Genomic DNA, 14,122 nt, shown 5'->3' with positions numbered 1-14,122 from the left:
GATCACCGCTCCCCGGCGTCGCGTCGGGCGCTCTGGTCGTCGTCGGAGGCGGAGGCGGGGGCGTCCGGAGCGGTCCGCCGGGTGTCCCGGTCACCGACGGCCGGGCTGGCCGGGGCGGCGAGCAGTTCCTCGAACAGGGCACGGTAGTGCACCATGGCCTGCCGGAGCTCCTCGGTGGAGGCCTCCTTGCGGGCCGCCCGGCTGCTGATCTCGTGAGCCTCCCGGTAGTGGTCGAGGGTACGGCCGTGCGCGACCGACAGGTCGGAGAGCCGCTGCTCGAAGTTGTCCGTGGGATAGCCGCGCTCGGCCATCACCGAGGTCACCAGATGGTCGGCCTCGGTCACCGCGAAACCGGGCGCGTCCACGAAACGCTCCTGGACCTCCATCCACTTCTTGCTGTAGATCTCCCGCGTCCCGGCGTCCAGGGCGCGGATGTCGAGGGAGCTGAAACGCTGTTCGCGGGCGATGAGCTCCTGCTCGGCCTCACGCCTGTTCTCGCGTTCCTGCACGGTACGCTCGTATTCGGGGCCGAAACGGTCGCGAAGCCGGTGCCGGCGTTGCTGCTGCACGACGAAATAGCCGACTGCGGCGATCACTACCACCGCGACCACGACGACGGCCACCCAGACCACGGTGGTCATGTGTGCCTCCGGTTGTGTAGGCGCTTGTTCCGGTGCGCTGCCCCAGGTACAGGGCTCGAAACCGGCCGCCGACATTTACGGATTCCCATGCCGTGGTCTATATGTGATGTTTTCTCACATTTTGTCGGTTGTTTAATCCCATCTCGCTCAGCGTCCTGCCATTTCGGATTCGGTGGGGAGTTCCACCTTCGTCGCACTGGGGCCGGTCCCGCTGTGGCTGCCCCTTTGTGACGTGGTCTCCGAGGGCCGGGCCTCTCCCGAGGCCGCGCCGTCTCTCTCACCTTCGGGGGGCACTGCCCGCGTCATCCGCCGGTGTGCCGCTCCCCGTCGCCCTCGAGAACCCGCCGGGCCTCATCGAGCACCCTGGCGACCAGCCAGTCCTGAGGTGAGGCGGGTACCTCGGTGAACCCCCGGCCGGGCTCGTAGGACACGTCCAGCCCGCTCTCCACCAGCCGCCCGGCCCAGCGCAGCGCGGTGTTCAGCTTCTCGGCCGGAATGACCCGCCCCTGGGCCACGGCCGACAGGTTCCGCAGGTTCGTCGCGGGTCCGGACTGGTTGTGCGAGCGGTCCAGCTTCCACGGAAGGGCCCGCGAGTGGTCGAGCATCGGCTTCGAGAGGCCGGCGGCCCGCTTCGCCTGCAAGATCCCTGACTCGCTCACCCCGAACCGGGCGGCCAGTTCCGCGTTCGACAACCCCGTCCCGGCCAGCCGCCGGAGCTCCTCGGGGTCGATCAACGCCTTACGTCCCACCTGCCCGCCACCCTTCGCGATCGCCTGTCCTCGCGGGCGTCATCGTGTGCGCAAGCCCGCTGGATCTGCGCTAAGGTTATGACGTCCCGCCCGAGAGGGCGCAGGACAACCGGGACGTAGCGCAGCTTGGTAGCGCACTTGACTGGGGGTCAAGGGGTCGCAGGTTCAAATCCTGTCGTCCCGACCAGGTTTTAGCTGGTCGGCAAGGGTGTCACCCGAAAGGGAGGCACCCTTTCTTCGTTCTGGGTGACCAATTGAGTGACTATCGCTCCCGTCACGTGAAGATCCGGTCCATCGCCTCCGCCCCGCCGAGCAGGACCGGGCGGATCTGCTTCCGGTAGACCGCCTCCGTCACGGCGGTCCCGCTGTGGCCGACGAGACGCGCGATGTCCTCAAGGCGCCAGCGCTCCGCGCCGCCGCACGGCGGGACACGCCCCGCCGTCCCGGCACGGCCAGCGGGCCGGGCGTGCGGCCCTGGCGGCCGGTCCCGGCCCGCGCCAGCCGGGACGGCGCGGCGTAAGCCCGCCGCCCGCCGCACCGAGCACCCGCCGAACCGAACGCACCCGCCGCCCTGGTACGCGCTGTCGCCTGCCGCTCCGACCGCCGGCTCAACCGCTTCGCGGCCCCTGCGGGGTGCCATTCGGCATTGCGCCGGCCGTCTCCACTCAGTGATCATCAGCAACGTCTTCATCGAGATGATCAAGGACTCTGCCGCCCTGCTTCCGGTGCTCGCGCCTGGCGGCACTGCGCTCCGGGTCAGGTTGCCACCGAACGACACGGTTACCCGATCACGGCCATTGCTGTCGGGTACGGCAACGCGACTACGGGAAGGTGTGTTGCCGTACCCGACCAGTGGTCATCGGGTGTCGCCCGTTTCCGGTGCATGTTTTCCGCGATTGCCTGAAGTGCGGTGGTGGACCTGGAGGCGGGCCATCGCGGCATCGACCAGGCGGCCGAGGTTGCCCAGTTCGTACAGCATCCGGTGGCGCTCAGCGTCCTCCCACGCTCTGATGGCCACCCCGATGTCGCCCGACTTACCGGCCGTGACGACGACCTCTTGGCCGTTGACTCTCTTGGTGGCCGCATCGCCGAGGATGACCCAGCCGTACACGGTCACGACCCCCGAGCGGCCGCGATCAGGGCGACCACCTGTTCGGGATGCTCGCTTCGCACCGCTTGGAGGCCGGAGCCGTCGCGCAGGGACACCAGATAGCTGCCCGAACGCGTCCCCATGGTCACTGTGGCTACGCGCCAGCCCTGTGGACCCTTCACGGTCAGTTCCGGCGGATGCCGCTCCATCCACGACCGGAGAGGCGGCTGGTCGGGCCAGGCAGCCGCACTGTTGGCGAAGAGTCCGAGACTGATCGTGTGGTGGCGGTGAGCGCGGATTCCCTGCTCGGTGAGAAGTCGTTGCACGATGGCCAACGCCTTGTCGTGGCTCTCCACCGTCGCCTCGTCAACGGCGGGTGGGACGGCTCTACAGTTGTCCATGGGTCGCACCTCCAGTGTGCGATCAAGGAACCCGTACGGCGTGTCCGCGCCTGCGGGTTCCGCTTTTTCACGGTCCTCCCATGACATCGCCCATACACGTGCTCGCACAGGAGGCGATAGGGGAGACTGGGGGAGACGGCAGGTCTCCCATGTCTCCCCCAAGGCGCGGTGATGGACGAGATTCCGGGTTGGGCACTGAGGTTGCGCGCCGAGCGACGCGAGCGGCTGTGGTCGCAACGACAGATGGCACGAGCCCTCACCGAAGCAGCCGACGAGAGCACCCGCGCTCACCTGCCGACCCGCGAATCTTTAATCCGCATGATCAAGGACTGGGAGAAGGGCAGGCACCAGCCCAAAGACCCTTACCGGGTGCTGTACTGCCGGGCGTTCGACCTTCCCGAGGCCGAGCTGTTCGACCTGGCGAACAAGACGGCCCGCAAGTCACCGGCTCAGGTGCTCGCCGCGTTCATGCCCGAAGGCGATCCGCTGTCCCGCCTTCCCGCCGGAACCGGGAGAAGGGTCGGGATGGGCACCGTGCAGGATTTGGCGGCACGGGTTCACGGCCTACGGCTCGCCGATGACGTCATCGCCGGAAGCGACCTGATCCGTCCTGCCTTCCGGGAGCTTGACGCGGCGGTACGGCTCTACCGATGCGGCACCCACACCGAAGAGGCAGGCCGGGCGCTGCTGGTCAACATCGGCGAATTGGCACAGATCGTCGGATGGATCGCCAGCGACGCGGGCCAGCACGACCAAGCTACTCAGACCTACCAGTTGGGCATCAGCGCCGCCCGCGAGGCCGGAGACGGCTCCCTGGAGGCCAACCTTCTCGGTTCCCTGGCCTACCAGATCGCTAACGTCGGCGACGCGCAGGAAAGCGTGGCACTGACACGCGCCGCTCTGGACGCGGCCGGACGGCACGCCTCACCGCGTATCCGCGCACTGACCTGGGACCGTCTCGCGTGGGCGCACGCTCGCGCCGGGGAGGCCCAGCCCGCCATCAGAGCACTGGGTGAGGCAAGCGCCGCCCTGGCGAGCACGGCAGGAGCCGAAGAACCGTCGTACCTGTACTGGGTCAGCCCTGATGAGCTCCAGGTCATGGAGGCTCGCGCCTACACCGAACTGCGTCGCCCGCTGCGTGCCGTTCCACTGCTCACCGAGGTTCTGACGCGCTACGACGCCACTCACGTGCGGGAAGTCGCGTTGTACCTGTCGTGGCTCTCCGTCGCTCTCGCCGACGCCAACGAGCCCGAAGCGGCGGCGCATACGGCGTCGCGGATGCTGGACATGTCCGCTGACCTCAGCAGCGACCGCACCACCCAGCGCGCCCGCGTGGTCCTGGCACGGCTCAAGCCCTACGCCGATGTCCCCGAGGTGCGGGAGTTGCTGACCCGCTACCCCATGAGCGCTTGAACTCCTCCGAGCCCCAGATTTCTGAGTGACCAACTGAGTGACAACGACCCCGGACAAGGCTGGACGTCGGTGGACCACCGTGGACCGTATCCGCAGGTGGGGGCGGGTATCAGGCATGCTCCCGCCCCCACCTGGGTTGCCTGGGGGTCAAGAGGTCGCAGGTTCAAATCCTGTCGTCCCGGCGGTTGAAGAGCAGGTCAGGGCCTCGTATCACTTCGGTGGGACGGGGCCTTTCTGCTGTCCGTCTCACAATTTCTCGCATTCGCTTTTCGATCACTCGAACGGTTTGTCGAGCTGCTTCGTGGCCGCCCGCAGATGACTCAAGTCCGGGTTGATGTCGACCCGCTTGGTCGGCGTGCCGACGTCCGCATGTCCGGCCCATGCCGCGAGGATCACATCCGGCACCCCGGCGCCGGCCAGGAAGGTCAGGCAGGAGTGCCGGCAGTCGTACAGCCGCACCTCGCCTTTCCCGCGAACCTCGACCTTCGCCAGGAGCTCGTACGGCTGAGGCCGGCCCGCACATCGCTCATCACCACCCGGCCCGCGTGCTGCGCGAGGCCGAGACCGAGTGAAACCGTCAACGGCCAAGTGCATCCTCCAGCCGACCACCTGTGAGGACTTTTACGTGGTCACGGACAGGAGTCGATGCCTAACGTTCTGCTCAGGTAACTTCAACCGCAAGGAGTGGCATGAAATTACTCGCGGCCATCGCCACCACGATGGTGCTCGCCTCCTCCCCTGTAGCGGCCGAACCCGAGGAGAGCGACAGGGAGATTCTCCTGGCGCACATCGAATACACGACCGGTCTCACCGTGAGCTTCTCCGACAGCCGGCCCTCCGACGAAGTGGGGATGTCCCAGCTCGGGATCATCGGCAGTGCGCCGCTCATCGACTGGGAGCGGAGCAACAGTTACCTGCAGACCTACCTGGAGATCACCCCGCCCGATGTGCCGGTGCCCCAGCGCCTCGTCGACGACCACGGCACCGACCTTCCTACCGCGCTGCAGGGGCGACGGATCACCAGCGAGCCGGTCACCGTACGCGGCCTGACCGCTCCGGCCGACGCCGTGCTCTCCGCCTCGTGCACCGCCGAACACTGGGGCTGGCACATGTGGCACGACAACGCCCAGGCCGGCCTGGCTCCCAAGTCGTACACCACCCATGACTTCGGCGGTTTCAAGGAGCGTCGCGCGGAGAGCTTCATCTTCAACTGCCTGCCGCGGGACTCACCAGGTCATCTGTGGGCCCGGCACCGGCTGTACTACTGGAACGGCACCAGTTGGTGGAAGCACGCGGAGGTGAAGGTCGCTCCTGGGCTTCAGTCGGAAAAGGTCAAGGGCAGCCTGATCAAGCGTCACCGCAGGGTCACCTATGACGACGGCTGGGGATCCAGCCCTAACTGCCTCATGGGGGCGTGCAAGTACACCCGTGAGGGACGTTTCACCAGCTGACGGGTGAGTGCGGGGTTGCGAACCACCTGCGCGCCGCCGGTCCGTGCCGGGTCGCCTCTGACATGGTGGCGCTCGCCGTCTCCGCTGGGGGAGACCTGGCGGCGACCCGGTGGGTGACCGCGGACCGGCCGTCCGGCTGCGGGCTCATCGTCCGGGACGGGAGCGTCGGCCACCTCGACGCCGGCGGATTCGGGTCCCCGTGAGGCATGCACCTGGGGGCCCGCCTGCCCCGAGGGGGGGCACGGTGGGGCTGTGGGTCTCCCGGGACCGAGTGGCGGCTCGAGATCGCGGCGCGGAGTGTGGCAGCTCCTCGCCGGCCAGGCATCGCCGCTGATGCCGATCGTGTCGTACCTGCTGCCGGTCACCGCCGCCCCGGCTTCGCCGGCCAGCCTCCCGGCCGGGGTGCTGACGCCGGTCATCGCCGCTCTGGCCGCGGCCTGGCTGCTGATGGAGCAGCCCGACCTCGTCGAGCGCAGCATCGAACGCCCGGACACGTCGGTGCGCCGCACCTGCGGCAGGGCGGGGCGAGAGAACCCCGAGGCGACCGTGATCGACCTGCGGCACGTACGTACCGCAGACCGGCGACGACGGCACAGAGAACGGCTCGCGGCGCTACAGCGTGCGCTGGGTCGTGTCCGGGCACTGGCTCAACCAGGTGCACGGGCCGAACCGGTCGCTGCGACGACGGCAGTGGGTCCCCTCTCATACGAAGGGTCCCGACGGTGCGCCGCTGCTCATCACCGCGCGCGTCAACGTGTGGCGCCGATAGGAAGTCCCGCAGCCCGTGCCGGACGGGTATGACCGGTAACCCGTGGGACTCCTGTGGCGACGTCGTGATCGTTGGTCCCGGCTCCGGCGAGGGGAGCCGGGACATCTTTACGCTCTACTGGAGCTCGACCAGCCGACGGCGGAACCGCTCGACCACCGCCGCGTTCGGATACCTGCGCTCCAGTAGAGCGCCCAAACTGCCGCTACGGGTGACGATCGCTGCCGAGTAACGCGGAACCGACACGGCCGCCAGCCCGTGAGCGACGGCTTCTTCGAGGTCTCCCAGCCGGGCACAGGCGGTCCCCAGATCCAAGAGGGTGATCCCCCACCGGGTCGGAGATGCCTGCCGGTCTCGCTCGTAGAGCCGACTCGCCTGCGTCGCGAAGTCCCGGGCCTGTTCGTCCTGGCCAAGCCACAGATGAGAGGTCGCGGCCACCGACCAGGCCCGCGCCACGTCAGCGGAGAACAGCCCTGCCGCGTGCTCTTCGTGCCGCTCGGCCTGGACCCGCAGCAGAGCAAGCGCGTCCACCGCCTGATCGGCGTGACGGAGCCGGGCATGGATGCGCGCCACCTGTCCGGTCAAACGGGTCTGCGCGGCGCTGCCCGGCGGCGCCACGGTGACGCCCTGCGCAGCGGCGCGCAGCGCGTGATCCGGCTGGTCGTCATAGAGCCACGTCGTGGCCTCCACATCGAACGCCCAAGCCACCGCCTCAGAGTGACCGGCTTCGGTCGCGTGGTAGCGGGCATCAGCGGCGTAGGCCAGCGCTGCCCGCACCTGTCCGCGGTCACCAGCAGTCCAGGCCAGTACCAGCGAGAGCTCGGCCGCGGTGACGTACAGCTCGCGGCGCTGGCTGAGGGGCATCTGCATCTGCAGGAGCTCGGTGACGTGGTGGCGATCGCCCAGCGCCAGTCGCCATAGCTCCTCAGCGCTGTAGCGCGCGTAGTCGCGCCCATAGTCGCGCCCATAGTCGGCGATGACCTGCTGCAGGTGGGCCAGATGCTCGGAGTTCACCGCAGCAGTCCCGCCACCAGCACATCAGCCTCCGCCACGTGCGCGTCGCTGCGGCACCTCGCCCAGCCCCACCGCAACAGCCGCAGCTCGCCTCGTACCCGCGCCGACACGACGCCCTCTAACGTCGGGCGCAACCCCAGCACCGCCGCTGCGGCCCGCTCCGCATCCCCCGCTTGTAGGTGCGCGCGAGCACACCGCAGTCCCACCACGGCGCGGGTGCGGCGCTCCACCGGCCGCCGCGACCCTGCCGACGCCGCGTAGTGCTCCGCTGCCGCGACATGGTCGCCCAGCGCGGTGAGAGCGAGCCCGGTCTGATGCTCCAGCGACTCGCGCCGGTAGTTGCCCGTCCACTCCGCCTCCGGCAGCGAGTCCACCCGCTCCAACTGCGCCTCCGTGCGGCGCAGCAGGGCCAGCGCGTCCTGCCGATCTGCGACCCCGGCGTGAGCCTCGGCCTGCATGCCCGTCACCCACGCCACCGTCCGGCCCGGCGCTCGGCCGCCGAGAGCCGACGCCGCCGCATCCGCCAAGGACAACGCCTCCTGGTCGTGGCCGAGCTCGCGGGCCTGCACGGCCATGGACCGCAGGGACGTGGCCCGCAGCACCCGATCCCCCGCCTCGTCGGCCAGCCGGACGGTCTGCACGTAGTAGCGCAACGCGAGGCCGTTCGCGCCGGCGTCCATCGCCATGTACGCCGCCAAGTAGGTCAGCTCAGCCGCGGCACGGAACAGGTCCGGGCGGGCCCGGCCCGTGGTGCCGTGCAGCAGAGGGGCCACGTCATGCACGAGGTAGGCGGCGACCGCGTGGCGGGCATGGCCGCCGCCGTACAGGTCGTCGAGGTCGCCGAAGCGGCGGGCGGTCTCGCGGATCCTCTCCACATCCCCGGCGCCTCCTCGGCGGGCGGAAGCGCGAGCCGGGTCGGCCGGAGGAGGTGCGGCAAACCCGGCCAGGGAGAACGCGCCGGCGGTCAGCACGGTACGGCGGCGCAGCATGTCGTCCTCCCCGAGGGCGGTCAGCCGGGCGACCACATCACCCTGCCACGGATCATCCGCCGCCTCGACGAGCCCGGCAACCTCCGGCCAGCCCAGATCAGCCGGTACAAGGTCCGACCGGTGGAGGCCACGGCGAAACGCCTCCACGCCAGCGCTTATACCCTCCGGCCGCGGTGTCGTCCCGGTCAGCCAGTGACCGACCGTCGAGTGGTCGTAGTGCAGCGGAGTACCGGTTTCGGCGGCGACGGCGTTGATGTGCCGGGCGGTCGCGGCGCGGGTCCATCCTGCTGCTTCGATCGCCGCAGCCAGGGCCAGGTTGGCGATCGGACGTGCACGTTTGGGAGCCACCGCAGGTCTCACATTCGTTCACATCGTCGGACCCTCGACGTTCCTCCGACCGGAGAGGAACGTCAAGGAGTAGCAGCCCTTAACACAGGGTTAGGGCTCCAGCTCCGTTCGGAGGACCCATGACCGTCATCCTCGACCGGCCCGCCACCACCCCCCGCACCCTCATCCCGTCCGCCCTTTTCGACCGGCTGACCGCGCGTATCCGCGTCGACCACCCCGAGCACGCCCAACAGGCCGACGTCATCATGGAGCAGGCGCTCGCCTTCCTCGCCGCCTGCGCCGCCCGCCCGGAAGCCCGGCTCGCGCCGTCCGAGATCGTCGACATCGGCTGGCACACCTTCATCCTCTACACCAAGGAGTACGCCGACTTCTGCCAGCGGAACGCTGGCCGCTTCATCCACCACGCCCCCACCGACGAGGAAGGCGTCGGCAGCGACGGGTGCACGGCGGCTGACACCGTCGCCGTCATGCGCAAGCTCGGCCTGCCGGTCGTCCGCGGCCTGTGGGGGCACGCCGCCGCGTGCGAGGGCAGCGGCACCGGCAAGTGCAGCCAGTGCCACCAGGGCTGCACCGACAGCAACAAATAGGCCACCTACCTGGTAGAGGCGGCGTAGCGTGCGGAGCATGACCGGGTACCGATGGGATGACCTCCCCGCCGAGGTGCGCGCAGCGGTCACGGCCGAGTGCGAGCCCATCCTGGACGTGACCTCCCTGCCAGGTGGCCTCACCGCGGGACTCGCCGCACGGCTGGACACGGCGGCCGGGCGGGTGTTCGTCAAGGCCCTGCCCGACAGTTCGCCGTCCGCGTCGCTCTATCAGCGTGAGCGCTTCGTCTGCGCCGCACTACCCGAGGCTGTGCCCGCTCCGCGACTCCTGTGGAGCGGGCACACCGCCGGATGGATCACCCTCCTCATCGAGCACGTCGACGACGCGCGGGAGGCCAAGCTCGGCCTCGCCTCCCCGGATCTTCACGGCGTCCTGGAGCTCGTCCAGGTGCTCGGTGAAACGCTCAGCCCGAACCCGGGCGCCCAGGTGCCCCCCGTCGTCGACAACGTCGAGTTCCTGACCCGCCGTGCTGACGCGCTGCTCGCCGACCCGCCTGTTGATCTGCTGGCGGCCGACGCTTACCGTCACGCCCGCGGGCTCCTCGATCTGGACGCGCTCACCGGGTCCACGCTGCTGCACGCCGACCTCCACGAGGGCAACCTCCTCGCCTGTCCGGCCGGGGTGAGGGTCGTCGACTGGGGGCTCGCTTGCCAGGGCGCCGCCTGGGTGGAGACCGCCCTGCTGGTGCCCCGGCTGATCCTGGCCGGTCACACGCCCGAGCAGGCCGAGCAGCTGGCCGAGCAGGTACCCGCGTGGAAGAGCGCCCCGGCCGACGCGGTGACCGGTCTGGCTGCCGTGTGGTCGCTGTTCCGCGAGTTCGTCGCCCGCAACGGCCCCACCGGAATCCGAGCGTCCCGGGCCCAGGCTGCGGCGGCCGGGCGGACGTGGGTGGAGTACCGCACCAGCTGAGCTCGCAACACGAAGACGCCCCGCCGGCCTCTACGAGGAGGACGAGCGAGGCGTTCGTCTGCGCTACACCGGTGGGGCTTGCATGTAGTTGCCGTCGTGGTCACGGCGTAGACCGCTTTTCGGCAAAAAAGGCGACAGTCCTCTCACCCCGGACAGAGGAGCAAACTCGTGGATGTCGAAGTTCGGGTCCGCGTGCGCAAGGACCTGTGCGGTAACCCACATGACGTTGACCTTCACGCAGTGGGTCTCCTTAGCGGTGAGAGGAGGCTCGCCGGATATGCCCCGGTTGCCTGCTCATGTTGGCCGGATCGGGCCAACAGAACTTCCCGCATGTCAGGCCGGTGCGACGTCTTGGCCCGGGGCGGAGAACGAGCCCCGGCGGTTCACGCTCCTGTGGCGGAGGGAAGACGGGAGCGCTGACGGGCCGACGAACGATCATTCCTCACGAACTGTCTGGGCTTGATCCGGTTTGACGGACATCCGAGATCAGGGGCTCGCCCCCGAGAGGATGTCCATGATGGAGAGCATGGGGAAGAAGAAGCCGCGTCCTCGCCGCTCGTTCACGCCCGAGTTCAAAGCCGAGATCGTCGAGCTGTGCCGGCGCGGTGACCGCCCGGTCGGGCAGGTGGCCAAGGACTTCGATCTGACCGAGACCGCGGTGCGGCAATGGGTGCGCCAGGCCGAGGTCGATGCCGGCGACAGGAACGGGCTGACCAGCAGTGAGCGGCAGGAGCTGCAGGCGTTGCGGCGGGAGAACCAGCGGCTTCGCCAAGACGTCGACGTGCTCAAGCGAGCGACGGCTTTCTTCGTGAGGGAGACCCGGTGAGCGTGCACCCGTTCATCGAGGCGGAGAAGCAGGGCGGCCACAGCGTCAAACGGGCGTGTGAGCTGCTGGGAGTCTCCCGTGCCGCCTTCTACTCGCGCCGCAGCGCGCTGCCCGGTCCGCGCGCGGTGCGTGATGCGGAGCTGGCCGAGCACATCGCCGAGGTGCACGCACGCTCGCGGGGCAGCTACGGCGCGCCGCGGGTGCACGCGCAACTGCAGCGAGACGGTGAGCAGTGCGGCCGGCGGCGGGTGGCCCGACTGATGCGCGTGCTCGGCCTGGCCGGACGGTATCGGCGGCGCCGGCGGCGGACCACCGTCCCCGGCCCGGGCGCCGGCACCCGGCCGGATTTGATCGGCCGCGACTTCACACCAGATGCGGCCGGGCTCGATGCCCGCTGGTGTGGCGATATCACCTACATCGCCACCGAGGAGGGCTGGCTGTATCTGGCCACCGTCATCGACATCGCCTCGCGCCGGGTGGTCGGCTGGGCGACGGCGGATCATCTGCGCACCGACCTGGTCACCGACGCGCTGCTCCAGGCCTGGGCACGCCGCCGCCCCACCCGACCGGTGATCTTTCACTCGGACAAGGGCTGCCAGTACACCAGCGCTGACTACACCGCCCTGGCTGAACGGCTCGGAGTGCGACTGTCGGTCGGTCGTACCGGTCAGTGCTGGGACAACGCGCTGGCCGAGTCGTTCTTCGCCACGCTCAAGGGCGAATTTCTTAACATCCAACCCTGGCCCACCCGCTCCGCCGCCCGAAGCGCGATCTTCGAATTCATCGAGGGCTGGTACAACCTGCACCGGCTGCACAGCAGCCTGAGCTACCGTAGCCCTGCCGATTACGAGGCCGCCCGCGCAGCCTGACCACCACAACGATGGTGTCCGTCAAAGCGGAGCAAGCTCAGTCGGACGGGGCCCGGGCGTGTGGTCGCGTGTCCAGAACCCCACCGGCTCGGCGGGAGCTCGGTCGGTTCGACCCGGAGGCGCGGAAGCTGCTCGATCCGGTGGCCGGGAACGAGCAGAAGCCCCCGCCGTCCGAAGACGGAGAGGGCCCCAGCGCACTCCCGACCGGATTCGAACCGGTGTTGCCGAGTCCCTGCAGAAGAGGGCGCTCGACGTCTTAGAGCGCCTAACAGAATGAGTCTGACTGTGCTTTGATCTCTCGCTGTAGCGACGGTGAGAGGGGTGGCGGGTGGCGCGGCTGAAGCCGTGGGAGGTCAGCGACGAGTTGTGGGCGGTCATCGAGCCGCTGCTGCCGAAACACCAGCGCCGGGCCCGCTGGCCAGGACGCAAACGGCTCGATGACCGTCTGGCCCTGCAAGGCATCTTGTTCGTGCTGCACACCGGCATCGCCTGGGAGCACCTGCCACAGGAACTGGGTTACGGCTCGGGCATGACGTGCTGGCGGCGGCTGAACGAGTGGCACAAGGCAGGTGTCTGGCAGCGCCTGCACGAGGTGCTCCTGGCCCGGCTGCGAGCGGCCGATGCTCTCGACTTCTCCCGCGCCGCGGTGGACTCCTCCCACGTCAGAGCCTTAAAAGGGGGGCGCAGACCGGCCCGAGTCCAGTCGATCGAGGACGGGCCGGCAGCAAGCACCACCTGATCACCGACGCCACCGGCATCCCGCTCGCCGTCATCCTCACCGGCGGCAATCGCAACGATGTCACTCAGCTGATCCCGCTGCTGCGGGCCATCCCGCCAGTGCGTGGCAAGCGTGGCCGGCCTCGCCGACGGCCTGACGTCGTCCTGGCCGACCGCGGCTACGACCACGACAAGTACCGCAAGCAGGTCCGCGCCCTGGGCATCCGCCCGCTGATCGCCCGACGCGGTACCGAGCACGGCTCTGGTCTGGGGAAACAGCGCTGGGTCGTGGAACAGGCCTTCGCCTTGCTCCACCACTTCCGCCGATTACGCATCCGCTGGGAAGTCCGCAACGACATCCACGAAGCCTTCCTCAGCCTCGGCTGCGCCTTGCTCTGCTGGCGCCGCCTCAACTCATTGTGTTAGCAGTTCTTAGGCCGCTGGACTACAGGAGCGCAGAGGTGAGGCTACAGGGTTGCTCCGGCGGTCTCATCTCGTTTTCACGCGCCGACTCGCTCCCGGAACGCGCCGGGAGCAGGGAGATCACCGCGCGAACCGGGAGGCGACGCACACGGCGTCACGGACACCGCACATTTCCGCCGATCGCACCATCCGGCGTGCCCGCGTGGCCCAGGCGCGGCTCACGCCCTACGCCGACGTCTCCGAGGTACGAGTGCTGCTGACGCGCTGGCCCATGAGTTCCCGAGCGGACCGGGTGTTCTCGCCGAGTCTGGCTCGGGCCCAGGTCATCACCTTGGGATGGCTGTCTTCCGCGAGAACCCGTAAGACGGTCTCCGGCGTCGTGGGCCATGCGGCCAGGCACAGCCGCACACTGACCGATCGGTCATGGGCGAGGCGGTGCAGTTCGTCGTGCGGGAGTTTTTCCGACGTTATCGCGGCTACACGCACGGTCGCGGACCTGTCGTTCGCAAGAAGGCGATACTGGTTCATCGTGGTGATCGAGTTCTGAGTCGCACCGACACGAACCTTGGGGTCGGCGTCGGTTATCAGGGCGGCGAGGATGTCCGGGGCGTGGGTGCGAGCCGCCAGGCGCGCTCGGACGTTGGGAGAGGGGTCTGCGGCGAGCACCGAGTTCGTCTCCCTGTCCAGCCCGTCCTGCTCGGCGAGCAGCCCGCGCAGATCCTTGTCCGCGGACCGGCAGATGGCGCGGCGGACGTCGATGACGGCGGCCGGATGCTCCGGTACCGACCATCGGACCGACCAGTGAGGGTCTTCGACCAGGGTCATCAGGACATCGGACGGGCATGAGGGATTCTCGACAAGACTCTGACGGGTCTTCAGATCCGGGTCCCGAGCGAGCGCACGCAAGACT

Annotated in this window: 16 protein-coding genes and 1 tRNA gene; 8 read left to right on the top strand and 9 right to left on the bottom strand. The window is 69.0% G+C overall.

Going from position 1 to position 14,122, the window contains the following annotated elements:
- Positions 1-2 precede the first annotated feature (2 nt).
- Both ABD832_RS34065 and ABD832_RS34060 read right to left on the bottom strand, forming a co-directional pair.
- The gene (locus ABD832_RS34065) at positions 3-641 is read right to left on the bottom strand and encodes a hypothetical protein (protein ID WP_344903918.1); all 639 of its coding nucleotides are present in this window, start codon (positions 639-641) and stop codon (positions 3-5) included.
- A 302-nt stretch (positions 642-943) separates the two neighbouring features.
- The gene (locus ABD832_RS34060; RefSeq protein ID WP_344903916.1) at positions 944-1,390 is read right to left on the bottom strand and encodes a hypothetical protein; all 447 of its coding nucleotides are present in this window, start codon (positions 1,388-1,390) and stop codon (positions 944-946) included.
- 110 nt (positions 1,391-1,500) lie between these two features.
- On the opposite strand from ABD832_RS34060, the gene ABD832_RS34055 reads away from it, so the two are divergent.
- Positions 1,501-1,577: transfer RNA gene (locus tag ABD832_RS34055), tRNA-Pro, on the top strand.
- Positions 1,578-2,246: 669 nt separating this feature from the next.
- Here the strand turns inward: ABD832_RS34055 and ABD832_RS34050 are convergent.
- Both ABD832_RS34050 and ABD832_RS34045 read right to left on the bottom strand, forming a co-directional pair.
- Positions 2,247-2,501, bottom strand: coding sequence for a hypothetical protein (locus tag ABD832_RS34050; RefSeq protein WP_344903913.1), 255 nt, complete (start codon positions 2,499-2,501; stop codon positions 2,247-2,249).
- A gap of 2 nt (positions 2,502-2,503) precedes the next feature.
- On the bottom strand, positions 2,504-2,881 hold the full coding sequence (locus ABD832_RS34045; RefSeq protein ID WP_344903910.1) for a hypothetical protein: 378 nt from the start codon (positions 2,879-2,881) through the stop codon (positions 2,504-2,506).
- A 171-nt stretch (positions 2,882-3,052) separates the two neighbouring features.
- Here ABD832_RS34045 and ABD832_RS34040 point away from each other — a divergent pair, with 171 nt between their 5' ends.
- Positions 3,053-4,294, top strand: coding sequence for an NsdA family TPR-like regulatory protein (locus ABD832_RS34040; RefSeq protein WP_344903907.1), 1,242 nt, complete (start codon positions 3,053-3,055; stop codon positions 4,292-4,294).
- A gap of 273 nt (positions 4,295-4,567) precedes the next feature.
- On the opposite strand, the gene ABD832_RS34035 is transcribed toward ABD832_RS34040, so the two are convergent.
- On the bottom strand, positions 4,568-4,753 hold the full coding sequence (locus ABD832_RS34035) for a site-specific integrase (protein ID WP_344903904.1): 186 nt from the start codon (positions 4,751-4,753) through the stop codon (positions 4,568-4,570).
- Positions 4,754-4,983: 230 nt separating this feature from the next.
- On the opposite strand from ABD832_RS34035, the gene ABD832_RS34030 reads away from it, so the two are divergent.
- Positions 4,984-5,745: a hypothetical protein gene (locus tag ABD832_RS34030; RefSeq protein ID WP_344903901.1), complete on the top strand. Its 762-nt coding sequence runs from the start codon at positions 4,984-4,986 to the stop codon at positions 5,743-5,745.
- An 883-nt stretch (positions 5,746-6,628) separates the two neighbouring features.
- Here the strand turns inward: ABD832_RS34030 and ABD832_RS34025 are convergent.
- A complete protein-coding gene (locus ABD832_RS34025; RefSeq protein ID WP_344903898.1) occupies positions 6,629-7,525 on the bottom strand; it encodes an NsdA family TPR-like regulatory protein in 897 nt (298 codons plus the stop codon).
- Positions 7,522-8,862 (bottom strand): NsdA family TPR-like regulatory protein, encoded by a 1,341-nt coding sequence (locus tag ABD832_RS34020; protein ID WP_486389083.1) that lies wholly within the window; start codon positions 8,860-8,862, stop codon positions 7,522-7,524. The genes ABD832_RS34025 and ABD832_RS34020 overlap by 4 nt, the downstream gene beginning before the upstream one ends.
- A gap of 119 nt (positions 8,863-8,981) precedes the next feature.
- Here ABD832_RS34020 and ABD832_RS34015 point away from each other — a divergent pair, with 119 nt between their 5' ends.
- The gene (locus ABD832_RS34015; RefSeq protein ID WP_344903892.1) at positions 8,982-9,449 is read left to right on the top strand and encodes a glycine-rich domain-containing protein; all 468 of its coding nucleotides are present in this window, start codon (positions 8,982-8,984) and stop codon (positions 9,447-9,449) included.
- Positions 9,450-9,486: 37 nt separating this feature from the next.
- Positions 9,487-10,377, top strand: coding sequence for a phosphotransferase family protein (locus ABD832_RS34010; protein ID WP_344903889.1), 891 nt, complete (start codon positions 9,487-9,489; stop codon positions 10,375-10,377).
- A gap of 63 nt (positions 10,378-10,440) precedes the next feature.
- Here the strand turns inward: ABD832_RS34010 and ABD832_RS34005 are convergent, their stop codons facing one another.
- Entirely contained in the window at positions 10,441-10,614 is a 174-nt protein-coding gene (locus ABD832_RS34005; protein WP_344903886.1) for a hypothetical protein, read from the bottom strand.
- 289 nt (positions 10,615-10,903) lie between these two features.
- Between ABD832_RS34005 and ABD832_RS42390 the strand changes: the two genes are divergently transcribed.
- The 3 genes from ABD832_RS42390 (at position 10,904) to ABD832_RS33995 (ending at position 13,215) form a co-directional block, all read left to right on the top strand.
- Entirely contained in the window at positions 10,904-11,203 is a 300-nt protein-coding gene (locus ABD832_RS42390) for a transposase (protein ID WP_425582571.1), read from the top strand.
- A complete protein-coding gene (locus ABD832_RS34000) occupies positions 11,200-12,072 on the top strand; it encodes an IS3 family transposase (protein WP_425582570.1) in 873 nt (290 codons plus the stop codon). The genes ABD832_RS42390 and ABD832_RS34000 overlap by 4 nt, the downstream gene beginning before the upstream one ends.
- A 328-nt stretch (positions 12,073-12,400) precedes the next feature.
- Positions 12,401-13,215 (top strand): IS5 family transposase gene (locus ABD832_RS33995; protein WP_413224994.1). Its coding sequence is split into 2 segments (ribosomal slippage): positions 12,401-12,755 and positions 12,755-13,215, totalling 816 coding nucleotides; the frame shifts between segments, so codons are not numbered across the junction.
- 222 nt (positions 13,216-13,437) lie between these two features.
- Here ABD832_RS33995 and ABD832_RS33990 read toward each other — a convergent pair.
- Positions 13,438-14,037, bottom strand: a complete 600-nt coding sequence (locus ABD832_RS33990; protein ID WP_344903880.1) for a hypothetical protein — start codon at positions 14,035-14,037, stop codon at positions 13,438-13,440.
- Positions 14,038-14,122 lie beyond the last annotated feature (85 nt).

The sequence above is a fragment of the Streptosporangium longisporum genome (assembly GCF_039534895.1).
GTDB classification, from domain to species: domain Bacteria; phylum Actinomycetota; class Actinomycetes; order Streptosporangiales; family Streptosporangiaceae; genus Streptosporangium; species Streptosporangium longisporum.
The sequence above is the reverse complement of the archived record's forward strand: the minus strand, read 5'-3'. Positions and strand labels throughout refer to the sequence as shown.

What these genes read in the sequence shown, in the direction of transcription:
- ABD832_RS42390 (WP_425582571.1), top strand. Translation starts at nt 10,904, where the DNA reads ATGGGGAAGAAGAAGCCGCGTCCTCGCCGCTCGTTCACGCCCGAGTTC.
- ABD832_RS34040 (WP_344903907.1), top strand. Translation starts at nt 3,053, where the DNA reads ATGGACGAGATTCCGGGTTGGGCACTGAGGTTGCGCGCCGAGCGACGC.
- ABD832_RS34030 (WP_344903901.1), top strand. Translation starts at nt 4,984, where the DNA reads ATGAAATTACTCGCGGCCATCGCCACCACGATGGTGCTCGCCTCCTCC.
- ABD832_RS33990 (WP_344903880.1), bottom strand. Translation starts at nt 14,037, where the DNA reads ATGACCCTGGTCGAAGACCCTCACTGGTCGGTCCGATGGTCGGTACCG.
- ABD832_RS34010 (WP_344903889.1), top strand. Translation starts at nt 9,487, where the DNA reads ATGACCGGGTACCGATGGGATGACCTCCCCGCCGAGGTGCGCGCAGCG.
- ABD832_RS34045 (WP_344903910.1), bottom strand. Translation starts at nt 2,881, where the DNA reads ATGGACAACTGTAGAGCCGTCCCACCCGCCGTTGACGAGGCGACGGTG.
- ABD832_RS34065 (WP_344903918.1), bottom strand. Translation starts at nt 641, where the DNA reads ATGACCACCGTGGTCTGGGTGGCCGTCGTCGTGGTCGCGGTGGTAGTG.
- ABD832_RS34015 (WP_344903892.1), top strand. Translation starts at nt 8,982, where the DNA reads ATGACCGTCATCCTCGACCGGCCCGCCACCACCCCCCGCACCCTCATC.